This is a genomic window from Pseudoalteromonas sp. MBR-15, assembly GCF_053628915.1.
Map to the genome: position 1 here is coordinate 1 of NZ_JBRJHH010000019.1, position 20,182 is coordinate 20,182.

At 42.8% G+C, this 20,182-nt stretch carries 20 protein-coding genes, 2 tRNA genes and 1 riboswitch; of the genes, 7 read left to right on the plus strand and 15 right to left on the minus strand.

Going from position 1 to position 20,182, the window contains the following annotated elements; genetic code table 11:
• Position 1: 1 nt before the first annotated feature.
• A tRNA-Gly gene (locus ACSSVW_RS18945) sits at positions 2-77 on the minus strand.
• 186 nt (positions 78-263) lie between these two features.
• Positions 264-809: an oligoribonuclease gene (orn, locus tag ACSSVW_RS18950; protein WP_454179916.1), complete on the minus strand. Its 546-nt coding sequence runs from the start codon at positions 807-809 to the stop codon at positions 264-266.
• 122 nt (positions 810-931) lie between these two features.
• On the opposite strand from orn, the gene rsgA reads away from it, so the two are divergent.
• Positions 932-1,990, plus strand: a complete 1,059-nt coding sequence (gene rsgA / locus ACSSVW_RS18955; protein ID WP_036971407.1) for a small ribosomal subunit biogenesis GTPase RsgA — start codon at positions 932-934, stop codon at positions 1,988-1,990.
• 18 nt (positions 1,991-2,008) lie between these two features.
• Entirely contained in the window at positions 2,009-2,875 is an 867-nt protein-coding gene (gene asd / locus ACSSVW_RS18960; RefSeq protein WP_454179917.1) for an archaetidylserine decarboxylase, read from the plus strand.
• Positions 2,876-2,909: 34 nt separating this feature from the next.
• Here asd and ACSSVW_RS18965 read toward each other — a convergent pair whose 3' ends face one another.
• The 8 genes from ACSSVW_RS18965 to ACSSVW_RS19000 all read right to left on the minus strand — a co-directional run bounded on the left by ACSSVW_RS18965 (position 2,910) and on the right by ACSSVW_RS19000 (position 10,484).
• Positions 2,910-3,665: a HesA/MoeB/ThiF family protein gene (locus ACSSVW_RS18965; RefSeq protein ID WP_182396093.1), complete on the minus strand. Its 756-nt coding sequence runs from the start codon at positions 3,663-3,665 to the stop codon at positions 2,910-2,912.
• On the minus strand, positions 3,662-5,191 hold the full coding sequence (thiE, locus tag ACSSVW_RS18970; protein WP_075594337.1) for a thiamine phosphate synthase: 1,530 nt from the start codon (positions 5,189-5,191) through the stop codon (positions 3,662-3,664). Before thiE ends, ACSSVW_RS18965 begins: the two co-directional genes overlap by 4 nt.
• 13 nt (positions 5,192-5,204) lie before the next feature.
• Positions 5,205-5,987: a thiazole synthase gene (locus tag ACSSVW_RS18975; protein ID WP_075594336.1), complete on the minus strand. Its 783-nt coding sequence runs from the start codon at positions 5,985-5,987 to the stop codon at positions 5,205-5,207.
• Position 5,988: 1 nt separating this feature from the next.
• The gene (thiS, locus tag ACSSVW_RS18980; protein WP_065978234.1) at positions 5,989-6,186 is read right to left on the minus strand and encodes a sulfur carrier protein ThiS; all 198 of its coding nucleotides are present in this window, start codon (positions 6,184-6,186) and stop codon (positions 5,989-5,991) included.
• A gap of 9 nt (positions 6,187-6,195) precedes the next feature.
• The gene (locus ACSSVW_RS18985; protein WP_454179919.1) at positions 6,196-7,200 is read right to left on the minus strand and encodes an FAD-dependent oxidoreductase; all 1,005 of its coding nucleotides are present in this window, start codon (positions 7,198-7,200) and stop codon (positions 6,196-6,198) included.
• 75 nt (positions 7,201-7,275) lie between these two features.
• Positions 7,276-9,228, minus strand: coding sequence for a phosphomethylpyrimidine synthase ThiC (thiC, locus tag ACSSVW_RS18990; RefSeq protein ID WP_036971427.1), 1,953 nt, complete (start codon positions 9,226-9,228; stop codon positions 7,276-7,278).
• A 150-nt stretch (positions 9,229-9,378) separates the two neighbouring features.
• A riboswitch (TPP riboswitch) is annotated at positions 9,379-9,480 on the minus strand.
• Between the two features lie 85 nt (positions 9,481-9,565).
• Entirely contained in the window at positions 9,566-9,970 is a 405-nt protein-coding gene (locus ACSSVW_RS18995) for an META domain-containing protein (RefSeq protein WP_075594334.1), read from the minus strand.
• Between the two features lie 124 nt (positions 9,971-10,094).
• A complete protein-coding gene (locus tag ACSSVW_RS19000; RefSeq protein WP_036971432.1) occupies positions 10,095-10,484 on the minus strand; it encodes an acyl-CoA thioesterase in 390 nt (129 codons plus the stop codon).
• 151 nt (positions 10,485-10,635) lie between these two features.
• On the opposite strand from ACSSVW_RS19000, the gene ACSSVW_RS19005 reads away from it, so the two are divergent.
• Positions 10,636-12,735: a TonB-dependent receptor gene (locus tag ACSSVW_RS19005; RefSeq protein WP_454179920.1), complete on the plus strand. Its 2,100-nt coding sequence runs from the start codon at positions 10,636-10,638 to the stop codon at positions 12,733-12,735.
• Between the two features lie 146 nt (positions 12,736-12,881).
• Here ACSSVW_RS19005 and epmA read toward each other — a convergent pair whose 3' ends face one another.
• A complete protein-coding gene (epmA, locus tag ACSSVW_RS19010) occupies positions 12,882-13,856 on the minus strand; it encodes an elongation factor P--(R)-beta-lysine ligase (protein ID WP_118843955.1) in 975 nt (324 codons plus the stop codon).
• Positions 13,857-13,920: 64 nt separating this feature from the next.
• Positions 13,921-14,487 carry an elongation factor P gene (efp, locus tag ACSSVW_RS19015; RefSeq protein ID WP_036971443.1) on the minus strand — a complete coding sequence of 189 codons (567 nt, stop codon included), beginning with the start codon at positions 14,485-14,487 and terminating at the stop codon, positions 13,921-13,923.
• A 41-nt stretch (positions 14,488-14,528) separates the two neighbouring features.
• On the opposite strand from efp, the gene epmB reads away from it, so the two are divergent.
• Positions 14,529-15,542: an EF-P beta-lysylation protein EpmB gene (gene epmB, locus ACSSVW_RS19020; RefSeq protein ID WP_036971447.1), complete on the plus strand. Its 1,014-nt coding sequence runs from the start codon at positions 14,529-14,531 to the stop codon at positions 15,540-15,542.
• Positions 15,543-15,545: 3 nt separating this feature from the next.
• Here the strand turns inward: epmB and ACSSVW_RS19025 are convergent, their stop codons facing one another.
• Entirely contained in the window at positions 15,546-15,758 is a 213-nt protein-coding gene (locus ACSSVW_RS19025) for a hypothetical protein (protein ID WP_054554124.1), read from the minus strand.
• Between the two features lie 72 nt (positions 15,759-15,830).
• Between ACSSVW_RS19025 and ACSSVW_RS19030 the strand changes: the two genes are divergently transcribed.
• Positions 15,831-16,121: a prephenate dehydrogenase gene (locus tag ACSSVW_RS19030; protein WP_065978238.1), complete on the plus strand. Its 291-nt coding sequence runs from the start codon at positions 15,831-15,833 to the stop codon at positions 16,119-16,121.
• 143 nt (positions 16,122-16,264) lie between these two features.
• Here the strand turns inward: ACSSVW_RS19030 and ACSSVW_RS19035 are convergent, their stop codons facing one another.
• Positions 16,265-16,771 (minus strand): DUF3016 domain-containing protein, encoded by a 507-nt coding sequence (locus ACSSVW_RS19035; RefSeq protein WP_454179921.1) that lies wholly within the window; start codon positions 16,769-16,771, stop codon positions 16,265-16,267.
• Between the two features lie 231 nt (positions 16,772-17,002).
• Between ACSSVW_RS19035 and galE the strand changes: the two genes are divergently transcribed.
• Positions 17,003-18,016 (plus strand): UDP-glucose 4-epimerase GalE, encoded by a 1,014-nt coding sequence (gene galE, locus ACSSVW_RS19040; protein ID WP_036971461.1) that lies wholly within the window; start codon positions 17,003-17,005, stop codon positions 18,014-18,016.
• Between the two features lie 442 nt (positions 18,017-18,458).
• Here the strand turns inward: galE and ACSSVW_RS19045 are convergent.
• A tRNA-Ile gene (locus ACSSVW_RS19045) sits at positions 18,459-18,535 on the minus strand.
• 273 nt (positions 18,536-18,808) lie between these two features.
• Between ACSSVW_RS19045 and hemN the strand changes: the two genes are divergently transcribed.
• Positions 18,809-20,182, plus strand: a complete 1,374-nt coding sequence (hemN, locus tag ACSSVW_RS19050) for an oxygen-independent coproporphyrinogen III oxidase (RefSeq protein WP_454179922.1) — start codon at positions 18,809-18,811, stop codon at positions 20,180-20,182.

Below are 20,182 nucleotides of genomic sequence, written 5' to 3' on the forward strand. Positions count from 1 at the left end.
TTGGAGCGGCACACGAGGCTCGAACTCGTGACCTCAACCTTGGCAAGGTTGCGCTCTACCAACTGAGCTAGTGCCGCATTCAAATAGTCAGTGATTTGTACGTTGATGCACAACCTAAAGGTTGCGGTAAAACGTTCTGGCAACTGAGCTAGTGCCACAAATTTCAACTATAAAGTTTAGCTAAAGACACACTAACCCCGCGAGGGTTAACGTCTTAAGCGGGGCAGGATTCTACAATAATCCGATGTGTTTGCAAATGTTTTTTACAAATTAAAGAATTTTTCTTGGTAAACCTTTAATTCCATAATTGAATCTTTTATATCATCAAGGGCAAGGTGTGAACCTTTTTTGTTCACTTGAGCAAGAACCTCAGGCTTCCAGCGGCGCGCAAGCTCTTTAATAGTGCTTACATCAAGGTTGCGATAATGAAAATAGTCTTCCAATTCCGGCATGTACTTATTCATGAATCGACGGTCTTGGCCGATTGAATTTCCGCACATAGGCGATGCGCCAGCAGGTACCCACTGTTTCAAAAACGCCAATGTTTGCTCAATGGCATCTTGCTCAGTGAAAGAACTTGCTTTGCAGCGGGCTGTTAAACCTGATTGACCATGTTGGGTCGTACACCACTCGTCCATGTCATCAAGTAATTCATCGCTTTGATGAATAGCAATAACAGGGCCTTCAGCCAAGATGTTTAACTCACTGTCGGTGACAACAGTGGCAATTTCGAGTATTTTATCTGTTGCTGGTTCGAGGCCAGTCATTTCCAGGTCGAGCCAGATAAGATTTGATTTATGAAAAGACATAGTTACCTTAGCGGTGCTTTCCTTTAGATCCAACGCATTTAGATATATCATATTAGTATCATCAGTCGACCTAAAGCTTTTTTTTCAAAAAGCCCGACATTTAATCAAGTTATAGGCCAAAAGTGGCAAAACAAAAGAAATTAAGTAAAGGCCAGTCTCGTCGGATTAAGGCCAATCATCAAAAACGTTTGTCTAATGCTGATAAAAAGCAAGACAAGGGCGCAGCCGTGCAATGGCAAAACGACAATTTAGGCCCTGCTGAAAATGCCGTTGTATTAAGCCGTTTTGGACAACATGCAGATATCGAAACGGACTCTGGTGATGTGCTGCGCTGTAACATTCGTCGCACTGTATCAAGCCTTGTTTGCGGGGATGAAGTGATATTTCGTCGCGCCAAAGTGAGTGAGGGTGACTTAGCCGGTGTCATCGAAGCAACTCACGAACGTCGCTCGCAGCTTACACGTCCAGATTTTTATGACGGAGTGAAAGTCGTTGCAGCTAATATCGACCAAATTTTAATGGTGTCAGCGGTATTACCTGAGTTTACTCCTAACATTATCGACCGTTATTTAGTTGCCTGTGAAGACATGGGCATAGAGCCGATTTTAGTGCTCAACAAAATCGATTTAATTGACGATGAAGGACTCGCCTATATTAATGAAATTCTCGATATTTATCGTGAACTGGGCTATCAAGTATTACTCGTCAGTAATAAAACGGGCCAAGGTATTGATGAGCTTAAACAAACGTTAATAGATAAAAACAGCATCTTTGTGGGTCAAAGTGGTGTGGGTAAATCAACGTTAGTTAATACTGTTTTACCCGACGCTGCTATTTTAACTCAGGAAGTCTCTGAAAATAGTGGTCTTGGGCAACACACAACAACCGTTTCACGTTTACATCACTTACCCTCTGGCGGTAACCTTATTGATTCACCAGGGATCCGTGAGTTTGGCCTATGGCATTTAGATGTTGAACGCGTAACTTGGTGCTTTAAAGAGTTCCGTGACTTTATTGGCGGCTGTCGTTTTCGTGACTGTAAACATCTAAATGATCCGGGCTGTATCATTCGCCAAGCGGTTGATGATGGAGATATTTCAGAACTTCGTTTTGACAGTTACCACCGAATTTTAGAAACTATGGCCGATGGCCGTGCGGGTGCACGCGCTCCTCGCGTATAACTATTTAGGAAATAACAAGTGAGTTTAGATAAATTCAAAATTGCCATGCAGTATGCCATGCCAAAACATTTCATTTCGCGCATGGTCGGCAAGTTAGCAGCAGCGAAAGCGGGTGGCGTAACCACGGCGTTAATCAAGCTATTCATCAAACAATATAAAATTGATATGAGTGAGGCTAAATACCCCGATCCAGCTCATTACAAAACCTTTAATGAATTTTTTACTCGCCCTTTAAAGGAAGGTATTCGCCCACTTGCAGAAGAAAAAGACATTATTGCTCACCCAGTTGATGGTGCGATTAGCCAATTAGGTGACGTAGTAGATGGTCAAATAATTCAAGCTAAAGGGCACGACTACAGCTTACAGGCATTACTAGGTGGTAACGAAGACGATACTGTGCCATTTTTGGGTGGTAAGTTCGCAACAATCTATTTAGCACCGAAAGACTATCACCGTATTCACATGCCGATTGATGGTACGCTGAGTAAAATGATTTATGTACCAGGTGATTTATTCTCAGTGAATCCGCTTACGGCGCAAAACGTCCCTAACTTATTTGCGCGTAATGAACGTGTGGTTGCAATTTTCGAAACTGACATAGGCCCACTTGCGATGGTACTGGTAGGTGCAACGATTGTAGCCAGCATCGAAACCATATGGGCAGGTACCGTTACACCACCTGCCGGTAAAGATGTATTCAGCTGGAACTACCCTACCAAAGGTGATAACGCAATCACTTTGAAAAAAGGCGAAGAAATGGGTCGCTTTAAGTTAGGGTCTACCGTGATTTTAGCCTGGGGTGCAAACCAAGCTGAGTTTTTATCTGACCAACACCCAGAAACAATCACTCGCATGGGCACACCATTTGCGACAATCAAAGACTAACCATCTTAGTTATACAAAAATTAAAAAGCAGGCTTCAAGCCTGCTTTTTGCATTCTGCGCATTCGCTATCTTTGTGAGGTGTAAAACGTAGCTGCTGTAAAGTCAGCCCATCAAATTGAATAAACTCGCTGCCCGTTTTATGGCCTAACAGTATATTAACCGCCAGTAAGCTTTGCATACTGCCCATGACTCCCAGTAATGGGCTTATTACACCCGCGTTATCACAATTTAATACTGGTTGATCATCTGTTTGCGGGAATACACAGCCATAACAGGGGCTGTCGGAATTGCGAAAGTCAAAGCACATTAGTTGCCCTTGTGTGGCAATCGCAGCGGCTGAAATGAGCGGGATTGTGTGCGCTAAACAATAGCGATTAATTAAGTAACGAGTGGCAAAGTTATCACTGCAATCGAGTACGATGTCGGCCCCTTGTAAAACGTCTGCAAGGTTTTTTTCATCAAGTCTTTGGCAAATGGGCTCAATACTAATTTGGTTATTTAAGCTTGCTAACACTTTCGAGGCTGCCTGTGTTTTTGCTTGCCCTAAGTGATTAACTTTATACAAAATTTGTCGCTGTAAATTTGAAAGCTCGACATTGTCATTATCAATCAACGTGAGCTTACCCACCCCAGCCGCAGCTAAATAAAGTAGCGCAGGTGAGCCAAGCCCACCAGCACCTACTACCGCAATATGTGCGGCCTTTAATATTTGCTGCCCCTCCAATCCCACTTCTTTAAGCATTAAGTGGCGGCTGTAACGTATGCGCTCTTTATCGCTTAACGCACTCATGCTTCTGAGTCGCCTTCAACACATTGTTTGAGTTTAGCAATCGCAGCGGGGTAATCTTCGGCTTCGGTAATTGCTCGCACCACAGCCACACTGCCTACCCCGGTATTTGCCACTTGCTCTGCACGTGACACATCAATGCCACCAATGGCAACTGTTGGGTAGTCGGCCATTAACGGGACAAATTTTTCAAGCTTTTCTAGGCCTTGAATTTGCCCTGTCATATCTTTTGTGGTGGTTGGGTAAATTGCACCAAATGCCATGTAGCTCGGGCGATAATTATGGGCGCGCAGCATTTCATAAAAACCATGGGTCGAGACGCCTAAACGCAAGCCAGCCTCTTTTATAGCAATTAAATTAGCCGTTTGTAGGTCTTCTTGGCCTAAATGAACTCCATATGCACCGTGCTTAATCGCCAGTTGCCAATAGTCATTAATATACACCTGCGCATCGTATTTTTGACCAAGCATAACAGCACTGGCAATGGCCTCATCTAGCGTTGCATCATCTGTATTTTTGATTCGTAGCTGTACGGTTTTAACGCCTTCAGCTAAACACTTTTCTAACCAATCAACACTGTCGACTACTGCATATAAGCCGAGCTTTTTAGACTGACACTCAGCAAAACCAGCCGCCATAGTAAAATTGCTAGGGTGATCAAAGTCGAGTTCATCACCAAGCCAACTCCCCGCTTCAATCACTTGTGGGTAATCTGCTAAATTAACCGGAAAATGAGTGTGTGCAACAGGGCCAATTCCTTCACCGTAACGCACTGCCGCTTTTAAACCTTGGTTTATATACGCTTTTGCGAGAATAAATGCGTCTTTCAGTGGATAACGCTTTGCTAGGCAAGCAGCAATCACTGAGGCCATACTACACCCGGTGCCATGGCTATGCGGTGTTTGAATTTTTTCATTTCCAAGCCAGTACTCGTGTGTATCTTGCAGGCAGTAATCGATGCAATAACCACTTGGGTAGTCCCAATGACCACCTTTGATGATGACCGATTTTGCGCCATAACTTTGCAGCTTTTGCGCAGCTTCTTTTACTGCACTTGGGCCAATTAAATACACTCCGGTCAGTAACTGCGTTTCGTGGGTATTGGGTGTAACAACATCTACCCACGGTAATAAACACTCTTTAATTGCACTCACGGTATCTTCTTCTGTGAGTAAATCGCCACTGGAAGCTATCGCCACAGGGTCATAGACAACCAAAGGCGGCACTTCCCAGGTGTTTTTATAATGTTTTAAATGTTCACTTATTAACTGAATTTGCTGCACATTCGCCAACATGCCGATTTTTATCACCGTGGCGGGCATATCGGTTACTAAAGCTTGTAATTGAGATTCAATCACCTCAGTTGAAATGGGATTTAAGGCCTCAACACCTAAACTATTTTGTGCTGTTAAAGCCGTGATCACGGTGCAGCAATGCACTGAAAAGCTTTGCATCGCTTTAATATCGGCTTGAATTCCAGCCCCGCCGCCGGAATCAGATCCCGCTATGCTCCATACAACCTGATTCATGTTTTCCTCTTCTTTAATTTTGATGCCAAAATGGCATGCCCATAGTAGGTGTTGATGGGCTGGCTACGTCTTTTTCGGGCATCGCTTTGGCTAAATAGCTGTATCTGCCTGCCTCAACGGCACTGCGAAATGCATGGCTCATTGTAACTGGGCACCCAGCTCCAGCGATTGCCGAATTTAATAATACCGCATCATACCCTAATTCAAGGGCTTGGCAGGCATGCGAAGGTAACCCTAATCCAGCATCAACGATTAAGGTATGACTAGGCAAACGCTCTCGGATCATTCTTAGGTTATAGGGGTTCAGTAACCCTTTACCTGTTCCAATAGGCGCACCCCAAGGCATCAGCACTTCACAGCCTAAATCAGCAAGACGCTGGCATAACACTAAGTCATCGGTGCAGTAAGGCAGTACTTTAAAGCCCTCATCTAATAGTATTTTTGTTGCTTCGAGTAACGCAAAAGGATCGGGCTGCAAATTATATTCATCACCAATCAGCTCAAGCTTGATCCAATCAGTGGCAAAAACCTCACGGCACATTTGAGCAAGAGTAACCGCTTCTTTCACACTGTGACACCCTGCTGTATTTGGGAGCACTTTAAGCCCGGTGTTTTTTATTAACTGCCAAAAATCATCGCCGGCTTGCGCACTTTGTTGGCGCCTTAATGACACGGTAACAATATCAGCCCCAGAGGCCACAATTGATTCTGTCATTATACTGGGCGAAGGATACAATGCAGAACCAATGAGTAAGCGGCTGCGTATTTGTTCACCATAAATAGTAAAACTATCCATGCTAACCTCCTTGAATGGGTGACAAAAGCTCAATGCTGTCACCCTCGTTAAGAGTTTTTGTTTCGCATTGGCTGCGTGGTACAAAGTCGCCGTTTACAGCCACAGCAAATGGCGGCCTAGCCCCATAGTTTGCCAACGCCTCGCTAAGCGATATTTGCTCAGCCACAACAGCTGATTGACCATTTATTACTATTTTCATTATGACCCCCTAAGCCATTAAGCTAATTGCTTCATCGACAACATAAGGCGCTAATAAATAACCATGACGATATAAGCCATTAAGGCTTATAACTCTCCCTTCTCGGGTCACCTGTGGACGGTTATCTGCAAATGCAGGACGAAGCCCTGATTGCAAACTTTCAATACGCGCTTCAGCAAAACCACTGTGAACCGTATAAGCCGCCGACAATAACTCAAGTGCTGAGCGCACGGTGACTTTGCCTGTGTCGTGCGATTCAATTTCAGTCGCTCCAATCACAAACTGATGATTCGGTTTAGGTGCAATATAAATGGGGTAGCGCGGATGCATAAGGCGTACTGGCCGAGACAGATTTACTTCTGGTGCATATAAGCGTGCCACTTCTCCTCTCACACCACGAAGGCTAGGTAAAGCTGTTTTTGCCCCTAATCCCCGACAATCAAAAACAAAGTCATAACTTTGTCCATTCACCTTATGACCTGTTAAAGTAATGTGTGAGTGCCAATTAAAGCTGACTTGACGAGCAACTAATTGCTTATAGCTCGCAGCATAGAAGGCCTGGTTATCGAGCTGGCCTTCGCAGGGTAAATACACCCCTTGGTGAAAGCGTCCAGCAAGCTCAGGCTCAAGATCTGCTATTTGCGCGCTGCTCACTGTGTCAGCTGTATGCTCGGCTAATGGTTTTAAGCGGCTAATAAAACTGTGTAAATCGCCTTTATCTTGCTGATGAGCAACCACCAAACTGCCCGCTTGCTGAAAATACACAGGCTCATCCAGTTCACTAATAATCTGCTGCCAGCGTTGAATGCTCGCCAGCCCCTGCAGCGCTATATCTTGCTCACATAATACCGACTCAGCCAGCGGTGCGAGCATAGCCGCAGCAACATTTCCGGCACTGTTTGCTGCGTGTTGATCATCTTGCTCATACACGCTGACTTGATGCACTTTAGAGAGTGCTAAAGCAGTAAGTCGTCCTGTTAAACCAAATCCCAAAATTGCTATTTTAAAAGACATAAACGTTCTAGGTGCTAGATAATTCGCGCGAGATAATCATTCTAGCGCCTCGTTTTCTAGCACCTAGCTCCTTGGTTAAATTGCTTTATGATAAATTTCAGAACCCGTTTTTTTGAACTCGTCGGATTTCGCTTTCATCTCTGCTTCAACATCGACCATCTTAATTTCGATAGCATCGCCTACATTGTTAGGGTCGATACCTCGCGCTTCTAGATCTTTCGCGTAATCACGTACTTCTTGAGTTATTTTCATCGAGCAGAATTTAGGACCGCACATAGAGCAAAAATGGGCTATTTTGCCAGACTCTTGTGGCAGAGTTTCATCATGATACTCACGGGCGCGTTCAGGGTCTAAACCTAGGTTAAATTGGTCGTGCCAACGGAACTCGAAGCGTGCCTTCGATAACGCGTTATCACGCTCTTGTGCCCCTGGATGGCCTTTGGCTAAATCGGCTGCGTGTGCGGCAATTTTGTAGGTGATAAGACCTTCTTTTACATCTTCTTTATTCGGTAAGCCTAAGTGCTCTTTAGGGGTGACATAACACAACATGGCACAGCCATACCACGCAATTTGTGCAGCCCCAATACCCGAGGTGAAATGGTCGTAACCCGGTGCAATATCAGTCGTTAATGGGCCAAGCGTATAAAAAGGTGCTTCTTCACAATGCTTTAGTTGCTCTTCCATGTTTTCTTTAATCATATGCATTGGCACATGACCTGGGCCTTCAATAAACACTTGTACATCATGCTTCCATGCAAGCTTAGTCAGCTCACCTAGTGTACGTAATTCGCTAAACTGTGCTTCGTCGTTGGCATCGGCAATTGAACCTGGACGCAAACCATCGCCCAATGAAAAACACACATCATATTGTTTTAAAATTTCACAAATTTCTTCAAAGTGCGTGTATAAGAAGTTTTCTTTGTGATGTGCTAAACACCACTTTGCCATGATTGAGCCGCCGCGCGATACAATACCCGTGACACGCTTTGCAGTCATTGGCACATAACGAAGTAACACACCAGCATGGATAGTAAAATAGTCGACACCTTGCTCCGCTTGTTCAATCAAAGTATCGCGGAAAATCTCCCAAGTGAGGTCTTCGGCAACCCCATTTACTTTTTCAAGTGCTTGATAGATTGGTACGGTACCAATTGGCACGGGTGAATTACGTACGACCCATTCACGGGTTTCATGAATATAACGACCCGTTGATAAGTCCATCACCGTATCTGCGCCCCAACGAGTCGACCACACCATTTTTTCGACCTCTTCTTCAATAGACGAAGTGACCGATGAATTACCAATATTCGCGTTCACTTTTACAAGGAAATTACGGCCAATGATCATTGGTTCGGTTTCAGGGTGGTTAATATTGTTAGGTAACACGGCTCTGCCACGGGCAATTTCATCGCGCACAAATTCAGGGGTTATAAAATCGGGGATACTGGCTCCGAATGACTCTCCCTTATGCTGTGCAGCAAGGAGCTCTTCACGAATTTTTGCACGGCCCATATTTTCACGAATAGCCACGTATTCCATTTCAGGCGTTACAATGCCTTGGCGTGCATAATGCATTTGCGTCACATTTTTACCTGCTTTCGCACGGCGTATTTTTGGGAGGTGCTCAAAGCGAATATGGTCTAAACCTTCGTCAGCCATTCGTTGCTGCGAAAACTGCGAGGTAACTGAATCAAGAATTTCCGTGTCACCACGTTTTTCTATCCACTGTTCGCGGTACTTTTCTAGCCCTTTGCGTACGTCGAGTTTAAAATCAGGATCGGTATATGGACCCGATGTATCATACACACGAATTGGCGCATTCGGCTCGAACACGGGGTTCTCTTCGGTTCCACCTATGAAGGTATCACTGAGGGTTATTTCGCGCATTCCGACACGCACGTTTTCTTGCGTGCCTTCAACATATACTTTGTGCGAATTAGGGAAAGGTTGCCCTGTTAAGTTATAAATATAATCAGATGCAGCCGCACGAATTTCGCGGCGAGACGGTTTAGTTGTAGTGTTTGACATGACTTACCTCATTGCTTTAAGGATTGTCTTGTCAGATATTGCAGGTGCAATAGAGAGTGGCAAACGCCATTGGATCGTTAGTAAGTTATTTCACTTACAATTGCAGCCTAAGCTTAGCAACTTATGCCCCATTTTTTGGCGCACAAGCGCCCTATGAGGCAGCTTGTTCCCTACGCAGGTGTTAGCCTGATCAGGTTCACGGATCCCGCTTTCGCGATCTCAGCCTTATTGAAGGCACTCCGACAAGTATAAATTCGTTGTTTTATAAAAACGTAATCAGTGTACGTTAGTTAAAAATCCGCTGCAAGCGCTTTAGTTTTAATACTAATTCGCCTTATTAGGGAGCCGTATTAATGAAAGTAAAATGGTGCGCCCCTTGCAAAGTAAGCTGCTCGCCATTTAGCGAAATGACCGCGCCTTGTTTTAGCGTCGACAGCAGTTTCTTTTCAAGTTCATCAAGTTGATCACCGCACGATTTACGTGTCATACCTAGCTTTTTCACTGTTAAGGTATCTTCAACAAGCTGACCTTCACCAAAAAACTTGTTACAACCAGCAAACCCATTAACTTGCATCGCTTCAATAAAACGCATTGACGCTTTTTGCGATACGCTAATGGCTAACCCGTTAACTTTTGATAATTGCCACTGTGTATATTTTAATTGCTCACTGGTGACCTTCCCTGTCGATGAGCAGCCCATGCAAAATAGTACAAAAAGAATAGGCAAGGCTACTAACTTCATATTTTTTTACGACCAAAATTTCAATGCGATAATAATAACAACATTTAACGACTTTGATCGTTAAAAAAACATGTTTTATCTGTAAAAAAATGTTCTAAGCTAGCTCTTAATAGAACAACGGGCGTTATTTAAATAAGTTATCGACTTCTTCTGGTAAAAAAGGACGCCCTTTTTCATTGACAGAGGTGCCGATTACTAAGGCGCTTAGCATCACTTTATCATCATGTTTACGGTAAACGGTCTGCTTAAAAGCAAACTTTAAACGACTCACTCTCTGCGGCTCAACGGCCACATAAAACTCATCGCCCGGCACTAAAGATGCTTTGTAATCCATTTCACTGCGAAGCACCACTAGGTTAATTTTTTCTCGCGCAAGCTTTGCAAAGTCGACCCCTTTAGCATGTAGGAACTCATGGCGGGCATGCTCTAAGTAATTAAAGTAAACACTGTTATTAACAATTCCTTGCAGATCGCATTCATAGTCTCGCACTTTAAAGTCAACTTTAAAGGTCATAGTCGTATTCCTAATCAATTTACGTATAATTGCCTGCGTTTATATCATAAATACCTAAACAAGCTAAAGATTCACTTTTTTTAGGTATAAATACTCATTTGGCCAGTAGGCTTGCTAGAATAGCAGTCCCTAAAATGGAGTTAAGAACCGCATGAAACGACGTTTATCATTATTATCAGCTGCTATTTTGCCATTATTTGCAGCTTCATCGATTGCTTACGCTGAAGACACAGAGCTTGAAACTATTTTAGTTACGGGCGATTTCAAAAAAGAAAGTATTCAAACGTTAAGTGCCAGCGCAAGCCTTTTTTCAGACCATGAAATTAATCAGCGTGGAGCGAAATTTTTAGATGAAATGCTAGCCAGTGCAGCCAATGTAAACTTTACTTCGGGTGCATCACGCGGTCGTTTTGTGCAAATTCGTGGTGTGGGTTTACGCTCACAATTTGTTGATCCCATTAATCCATCTGTTGGCTTAGTGATTGACGGCATAAACTACTCTGGCCTAGGGGGAAGCTCACTGTTATTTGATATAGACCAAGTAGAAATATACCGTGGCCCACAGGGGACACGTTTTGGTGCAGATGCATTAGCAGGCATGATTCAAATGGAATCAACAGCGCCAACGCTCAATCCGAGTGTAAAAGTGCAACTCGGTGCAGGTAATTATAATAGCTACGAAGCAGGCATTGCAGCAGGTACAGGTATTACTGACGATACAAGCGTACGCGCAAGTCTTTATCAACGCGAGTCTGATGGCTATGTTGAAAATATATATTTAAATAAAGATACGCAACAGCAAGATGAACTTGTTTCTCGCTTTAAACTGCATAGCCAACTTACAAATAACTTACGCACAGAGCTAAGTGTGCATTATATCGATATTAATAATGGCTATGATGCTTTCACCCTTGATAACAGCCGCTACAGTGTAGCTGATGAGCCTGGTGAAGATAATCAAGAAAGCATTGCGGTGGGTCTTGCAAATATTTATACCGGTTTTGATTGGTTTGATGTCAGTCTGAACGTATCTGGCATCGACAGCGAACTGTTATACAGCTATGACGAAGACTGGGTTTGTAACGATGAAACACAGCCACAATTGTGTGCAGCTGGCTTACATGAATGGGGCTACAGCTCAACAGACGCCTATTTACGAGACCGTAAAGACCATGCAGCAGAACTCCAATTTAACGGTAAATCTGGCGACTGGGTGGCGGGTATTTATTACCAAGGACGCGAAGTTGACTTAGAACGCCAATATACATGGTTGGCACAACCTTTTGCATCAAATTATGAAACAACTAACCTTGCAGCATATGGCCAGCTAACAACGCCTATTGGCCCTAAAACAACCTTAATCACAGGATTGCGTGTAGAACAATATAAAGGTGATTACATTGACAACAATGGTTTTATTGAAGAAACCGATGATGTGATGATCGGTGGTAAACTTGCTCTTGAATATCAAGTCATTGACCGCACTATGATTTACACCAGTATAACTCGTGGCTACAAAGCTGGCGGTATTAACTCTGAGGCGTTAGCAAAAGCGAAAGATGAAGGCTTAAATCTTGACGCTGACTTTTTTGCTAACCACACCTCATTTGCCCCTGAATACCTTTGGAGTGGTGAGTTTGGTGTGAAAGGCAGCTCACTTGACGATAAATTCGTCCTGCGCTTGGCTGCATTTTACATGTACCGTGAAGATATGCAGTTGAAATCATGGCAAGTCGAAGGGCAAAAGTTCACGGGCTATATTGATAACGCAAGCTCTGGTGAAAACTACGGGTTAGAAATAGAAGGCAGCTACCAAGCAACCGAGAATTTATTACTTACTGGGAGTGCGGGCTATTTAAATACTGAAATTAATGACTTTGTAGCCCAATCAGGCCTTGATCAAGATGGCCGCGACCAAGCACAAGCACCGAAGTATCAATATGCATTTACGGCACGCTATAACTTTACCCCTGCACTTTATGCATCGATTGGTGTTGAAGGCAAAGATGATTATTACTTCTCAGATAGCCATAACTCAAAAGCACCGAGCTCTAACTTAGTAAACGCATCGTTAGGTTATGAAAGTGAAAACTGGAGCATCAATGCGTGGGCACGAAACTTATTTGATGAAGATGTACCAACCCGTGGTTTTGAGTTTGGTAACGACCCACTGGATGGTTACGCCACTCACACATACACACAATTGGGCGAACCGATGGTGGCCGGTGTGACATTTATTTACGAACTGTAAGTCGTGAAGGCGCTGGTTTTAACCAGCGCTTATTATCACCTGATTTTCGCGGATGAATCTGCTTCTACATAACCATGTAACAAGGGATTCAACTGCGAATATCACGACTCAATGAATTATTCGGTTTGAGTTAAAGGTTCCTGCATTTAAGCTCGTTCCACATCAAAGGTGATCACGTCTTTAATCTTTTGCTTGTTCGTTGCAAGCATAATTAAACGGTCAATCCCCAGCGCCACACCTGCACATTGTGGTAAGCCATGCTCAAGCGCTGCAATCAAGCGCGTATCCATCGGTACCTGTTTTAAACCATTTGCTTGGCGATATTGATTATCTTCAGTAAAACGCGCGGCTTGCTCTTTACCATCGGTAAGTTCATTGAAACCGTTAGCCAACTCCATATTTTTGAAATACAGCTCAAAACGCCCAGCAACGCGATTGTCATGCTGACAAATTTGCGCAAGTGCCGCTTGCGAAGCTGGAAAATGGTAAACAAAACATGGCTTTTCTTGGCCGATAGTTGGCTCAACCTTCATGCAAAATAACAGCTGCAACAACGTATCGCGATGCGTTTCATGCGCGGCAATATCAGCAAACCCTTGTTCGCTTGCTACGTGCTGTAACGTACTCATGTCAGCAGTTAATGGATCTATACCTAATGCATTTATAAACGCGTGTTGGTAAGTTAAACGCTCAGCCGCGTCAACACCCAGTACAAGCTGCATAAGCTCGTCCATTTCATCCATAAGCGCAAATTCGTCGAAACCTGGGCGATACCATTCAAGCATGGTAAATTCAGGGTTATGATGACTACCCGCTTCTTCGTTGCGATACGCTTTACACAATTGAAAGATAGCACCCGATCCTGCCGCCAATAATCGTTTCATCGCAAACTCAGGCGAGGTTTGTAAATATAACGGCAAACCACCTGCATGACCTGGGCCCACAAACTCGGTACTAAAACTGGCTAGGTGTACATCGGTAACACTGGCCGCACTAAGAGTCGGTGTTTCAACTTCCATCACCTCACGCTCATAGAAAAATTCGCGAATACGGCGAATGATCGCAGCTCGCTCGCGTAAAGTAGCAATATCAGCGCTTGGTTGCCAAACAGCAGTGGACATACAGTCTCCAAAAAAAAATCCCAGCAGAAGCTGGGATTTTATCAATTAAACTTTTTAAAGCCTATTACTTAACGCGGCTTACGTACTCACCGCTGCGAGTATCAACTTTGATCACTTCGCCAATTTGTACAAATAGAGGAACGCGTACAACCGCACCCGTGCTTAATGTTGCTGGTTTACCGCCCGTACCGGCTGTGTCACCTTTAAGACCTGGATCCGTTTCTGTGATTTCTAGTTCAACAAAGTTCGGTGGAGTAACAGCAATTGGGTTACCGTTCCAAAGCGTGATAGTACATACATCGTTTTCAACTAACCATTTAGCATTGTCGCCTAGTGCTTTTTCGTCAGCAGCGATTTGCTCAAATGTTTCGTTGTTCATGAAATGCCAGAATTCACCGTCAGTGTATAGATACGCTAGATCGGTATCCATTACGTCAGCACCTTCTACCGTTTCACCCGACTTAAATGTTTTTTCTAGTACTTTACCTGTGATAAGTTTACGAATACGAACACGGTTAAACGCCTGACCTTTACCTGGCTTTACCATTTCATTTTCTAGGATGCTACAAGGCTCGCCGTCTAACATAATTTTTAGGCCGCCCTTGAACTCATTGGTGCTATAATTCGCCATCGTTTCCTCTGTCTAAATAATTTCGAGTAATCTACGTGTCAATGATACAAAGAAATGAAGTAAATTTGCATAAAAACTGGCAAAAAGAATTAGCAAATGTTGTCACCTGCCCTGAACGTTTGCTAGAAATGCTAGGTTTATCAAGTGTAGTAGACGAAAAAGACCTCCAAGCTCGTAGTCTTTTTCCTGTACGTGTGCCTCTGCCTTTTATCAAAAAAATGCGTTTTGGTGATATAAACGATCCACTTTTGCTACAAGTGATGCCACGTCACCAAGAATTTTTAGCGCAAACAGGCTACGATAAAGACCCGTTAAAAGAGCAAGATAATAACCAACCGGGGTTATTACATAAGTACCGCTCTCGTGTTTTGGTCATGTTTAAAACCGGCTGTGCCGTGAATTGCCGCTATTGTTTTAGACGCCATTTTCCGTATCAAGAAAACCAATTAAATAAACGCAGCTTAATTGACGCTTTAGCCTACATAAAAGCCGATAAAAATATCAATGAGGTCATTTTAAGTGGTGGCGACCCATTAATGGCCAAAGATGATGCTGTTAACTGGTTTATGGATGAACTTGAACAATTACCACAAATAAAACGTTTGCGTATTCATAGTCGTTTGCCAGTGGTTATCCCAGCAAGAATTACCGATGAGCTGTGTGCGCGATTTGCAAGTTCGCCTTTAAAAGTGGTGTTAGTGAATCACATTAATCACGCGAACGAAATTGATGCTGACTTTAAAGCTGCGATGCAAAAATTAAAAGCCGCTAACGTCACGTTATTAAACCAAGCTGTATTATTAAAGGATGTTAACGACTCGAGCCATGCTCAAATAGCCTTGAGTGAAGCATTGTTTGAGGCTGATATCTTACCCTACTACCTACATTTACTTGATAAAGTAGAAGGTGCGAGTCATTTTGATATTACTGAGCAGCGCGCACGCGAAATAGTGGCACACATGCTCGAAGCATTGCCAGGGTTTTTAGTACCCAAACTAGTTCGTGAGATCGGCGGCGAGAAAAGTAAAACGCCTATCGATCTCAACCTAGTTTAATGCTTAAACGTAAACGTTTACGTTATTACCGAGTGTCGCAGTCACCGATTTAGCGGGTGTCTGTGCAGCGCTTGTATTCATCGCTGCGCCTTCGATAAGTGCAAGTGCCGCAGCACCATCAGCTTTTTGCTGTTTTTTAGCAAGTGATGCGCTGTAAACTTCAGCGCTTTCGCCGCCGCCACTCATCGCCGGTAAGCTTGATCCTGATATATTCATAGTTCACTACCTGACTTTTTATTACAATCCACGTACTATATCGGCATTGCAGTCTAAAGCTTTAGGAAAAAAATGGATTCAATCATTGAACAGCTCAATGCTAACTTAAAAATCGTTTACCGTCAGGCACTTGATGCTGATAAAAAATTAGATGACTTACAGCAGCAAGGGCATGGCAAGTTCAAAGCCTTATTTGCAAAAGATGCCGGCTTTGATTTTGAAGCAAAACGCTTTAAGCCATATGTACTCGACGTTGCAGCCGATGTTGAGAGCCTAAGTAATGATGGCTTAGATGAAGAAAAGCTTAAAAAAACCGTTATTAAACTTCAACAGTTATTACAACTGTTAGCGACGTTTAAGTAGATTAACACGCGTTATAAATACATACTTGAACCACCGAGGACACCAAGTCACTTCACGTGACAAAACAGATTACACTATTTCTCTGTGCCTCAGTGGTTCAAAAACGCGTACAACGTGCTAACCAAGTTCCACATCTACAAACATCACGACTGTGCACTATTTAATGAAGGTAATAACTCATCTTCAAACCAATCAGTAATTAAACGTTTATCGTAATAATACGCTTCATCGCGACCCATTTTAATGCGATCCATAAAGCCCATATCTTTGAGTTTTACATCACTCGCTTCGCTAACCACCTTGCCGTCTTTATCTGTGACTGAGTAATTAAAATCAATACGCGGAAAATAAATAGGTTTAATGATTCGAAGTTCATTGATACCACCAAACTGGACATCTCCCGCTAAATCAAGGTCAGTTACCTCAACATTAAAAGTGTATCCTTCAGGTAGCTTCTCAGCTAGTTTATTAAAATGTTTCTCAAAGTTTTTCGCTACATTTTTATGAAACGCCCCTTTCGGTGAGTTATTTCCTGGGCGCACATCTCTGTAGTCATTAAAATCATGCCACTTTACTTTTGCTTCACCTGCATGAGCAAAAGCAGGTAGAACAACAACCATAGCCAAGGCAATTTTTTTTACTGTATTCATCTTTCTCTCCACGTTACAGGTTGAGCCAATAGTTAAAAAACTAGCAGTAGAGAATTAACTATAGCTTAATACTCCCTCACTTTCGTGTTACTAATATGGTACAAAATGTAACCAAAAACAAGCTTCCCCGCTTTTGCTTAATTTTCAAAAATAACAATTTATTTATGAAATTTTGCACGGAATATGATGAAATAAGACTAATTCAACCTGGTATTAGTTCATGGAAATTTTATGACCATTTTAGTCACCGGCGGAGCCGGATACATCGGTTCTCACACCGTTTTAGAGTTATTACAGCAAGGCACAGAGGTTGTTGTGCTTGATAACTTAAGCAATTCATCAAATGAGTCGTTGACTCGCGTTAAGCAAATCACAGGTAAAGACGTTACTTTTTATGAAGGCGATATTCTTGATAGAGATTGCCTAGATAACATTTTCCGTGAACATACGATCGATAGCGTCATTCACTTTGCAGGCTTAAAAGCGGTTGGTGAATCGGTTATTAAACCTATTGAGTACTACCAAAACAACGTACAAGGCACGTTAACACTCGTTGATGCAATGCGCGATGCAGGTGTTTTCAAGTTAGTATTTAGCTCGTCTGCTACAGTGTATGGTGACCCAGCCAGCTTGCCTATTCGCGAAGACTTCCCCGTTGGTGGCACAACAAACCCTTATGGCACCTCTAAATTAATGGTAGAGATGATGCTGCAAGATATCGCCAAATCAGACGAGCGCTTTGCATTTGTTATTTTACGTTACTTTAACCCTGTAGGGGCTCACGAATCAGGCTTAATTGGCGAAGACCCGAATGGTATTCCAAATAACTTACTGCCTTATATTTCACAAGTAGCCGTTGGTAAGTTAGAAAAGCTGGGGGTTTTTGGTGATGACTACGACACTGTTGACGGCACAGGTGTGCGCGATTACATCCACGTTGTCGATTTAGCACTTGGCCATTTAAAAGCACTCAACCGCATTAAAAACGATACTGGTGCTCATGTATTCAACCTTGGCACAGGGAATGGTTATTCAGTGCTGCAAATGGTCACAGCCTTTGAAAAAGCCAGTGGTCAGGCTGTGCCCTATCAAATCTCACCTCGTCGAGCAGGTGACATTGCAGCGTGTTACGCAGCGCCAGAGAAAGCGCTTAACGAATTAGGTTGGCGAGCCGAACGTGGCATTGATGAAATGATGCAAGATACGTGGCGCTGGCAAAGCAACAACCCTAATGGTTACAAATAAGTAAAGTGACTTAATCATACATGTTCAAAAAGCCGATGTTACACATCGGCTTTTTGTATCCACACGCTTAATTAAATAATCTATTTTGAGACAAGGAAGATACATCAATAACAAGGCTGTATTTTATTTAGTTGAGTTAGGTCATTTTTCCTTTATCACCCACGTTCCGAATCCATACACTCGTAAATGAGAAACTTCTAACACCCTCAAGGTCGGGGTTAGTCCTTAAAATTAACTAGGTATTATTGCGAGTAGGTGTTAGCTCAATAAGTCATTGTATCTATTAGTTTATATTATAAAAACAATGACGACACTTTCCTAAGAGAGTATGTAAATTATTATTTTTTAATTGAAGAAAAATTTGATGTATCAAAATAAGAGTGGAACAGCTTCGTATAGAATAGCTATCACGCATTGATTTTAAATAACTTGAAAAAGAAAATGGTGGCCCCTCCCAGACTTGAACTGGGGACCTAACGATTATGAGTCGTGTGCTCTAACCAACTGAGCTAAGGGGCCATTGTATTAGCCGAAGCTAATTTTTTGTGATGCGTTTAGGATGTTAAGTCTCTAAAGCGGGTTGCAGTATAAAAACTTTTTTTAACCTTGTCACTAGCAAAACTCTTTATTTTAACAATCAGTAAACTAACTGCTCAAATAGTAAACTTTTCGGTTTTTCAGTTACCTTAAAGCATGCCACTTAGTTTGTAGCCTCCGACATTGTTCTAGATCAAATAGCAAAATGCCTAAACTCGCTAAAATGGCCTCTTAATCAATTGCGGAGTGCTGACTGTGATAAATTTACCTAGCTGGGATCAATCTCTGATCAACAAGTACAATATTTCTGGACCACGATATACCTCTTACCCGACGGCATTGTCTCTTGTTGATGGTTACAACCAACAAAGTATGATTGACGCGATTACGGCATCTAAAAGCCGCTCTTTGTCGCTGTATATCCATATCCCTTTTTGCAGCCAGCTTTGTTATTACTGTGGCTGTAATAAGGTTATTACACGTCACCAATCAAAAGCGGATATCTATTTAGATAACTTGGCAATTGAAATTGCTGAACAAGCCACCTTATTTGCTGATTACCATGTTGAACAACTTCATTTAGGCGGCGGAACCCCTACCTTTTTATCTGCGCAGCAAATGAGCCGTTTAATGGCTTTAGTTGAACAACATTTTAATTTTGCCGATGACGCTGAGCGCGGTATCGAAATTGATCCACGTTCGCTGGCGGATGGCATGCTTCCGCACTTGCGCCAACTTGGTTTTAATCGCGTATCGTTTGGTATCCAAGATTTTAACGACGAAGTGCAGCTTGCGGTTAATCGCCCGCAGAGTGTGGACTCTGTAAAAGGTTTAATTAGTGAAGCACGTGAGCTTGGCTTTAAATCAATAAACGCCGACATGATTTATGGCTTACCGCTACAAACGCCTGAGAGCTTTAAAGAAACGATTGATCAACTTATAGCATTGAATCCTGACCGCGTATCGGTATTTAATTATGCACACTTACCAGAACGATTTGCGGCTCAGCGGAAAATTAAGGATGCGGATTTACCTTCTGCGGGCGATAAGCTCACGATGTTTAAAAATACGCTAGAACAAATGTTAGCGGCTGGCTATCAATTTATTGGTATGGACCACTTTGCTCGTAAGGATAATGAACTCGCTATTGCGCAAAATGAGGGCAAATTACATCGCAATTTTCAAGGCTATACCACGCATGGTCAATGTGATTTACTTGGTTTAGGCGTGTCGTCTATTTCGCAGATTGGTAATGCTATTTTACAGAATGAAAAAGAACTGAAGCATTATTACAAAGCAGTTCAAGAAAACGCTGGTAGTGCGTTGTGTAAAGGCATTATGCTCACCGATGATGACATTTTACGTGCAGCGGTTATTAAGCAGTTAATTTGTCAGTTTGAACTTGATATGCCGGCTGTTGAACAGCAATTTAATATCGACTTTAACGAGTATTTTAGTGATGCATTACGTGCACTTGCCCCCCTACTTGCTGATGGCTTAGTAAAAGTAAGCGACAATAAAATTACGGTTACAGCGAGAGGCAATTTGTTTATTCGTATTATTTGTATGTGCTTTGATGCGCACTTACAACAACAAATCAAACAAACACGTTTTTCGCGGGTTATTTGA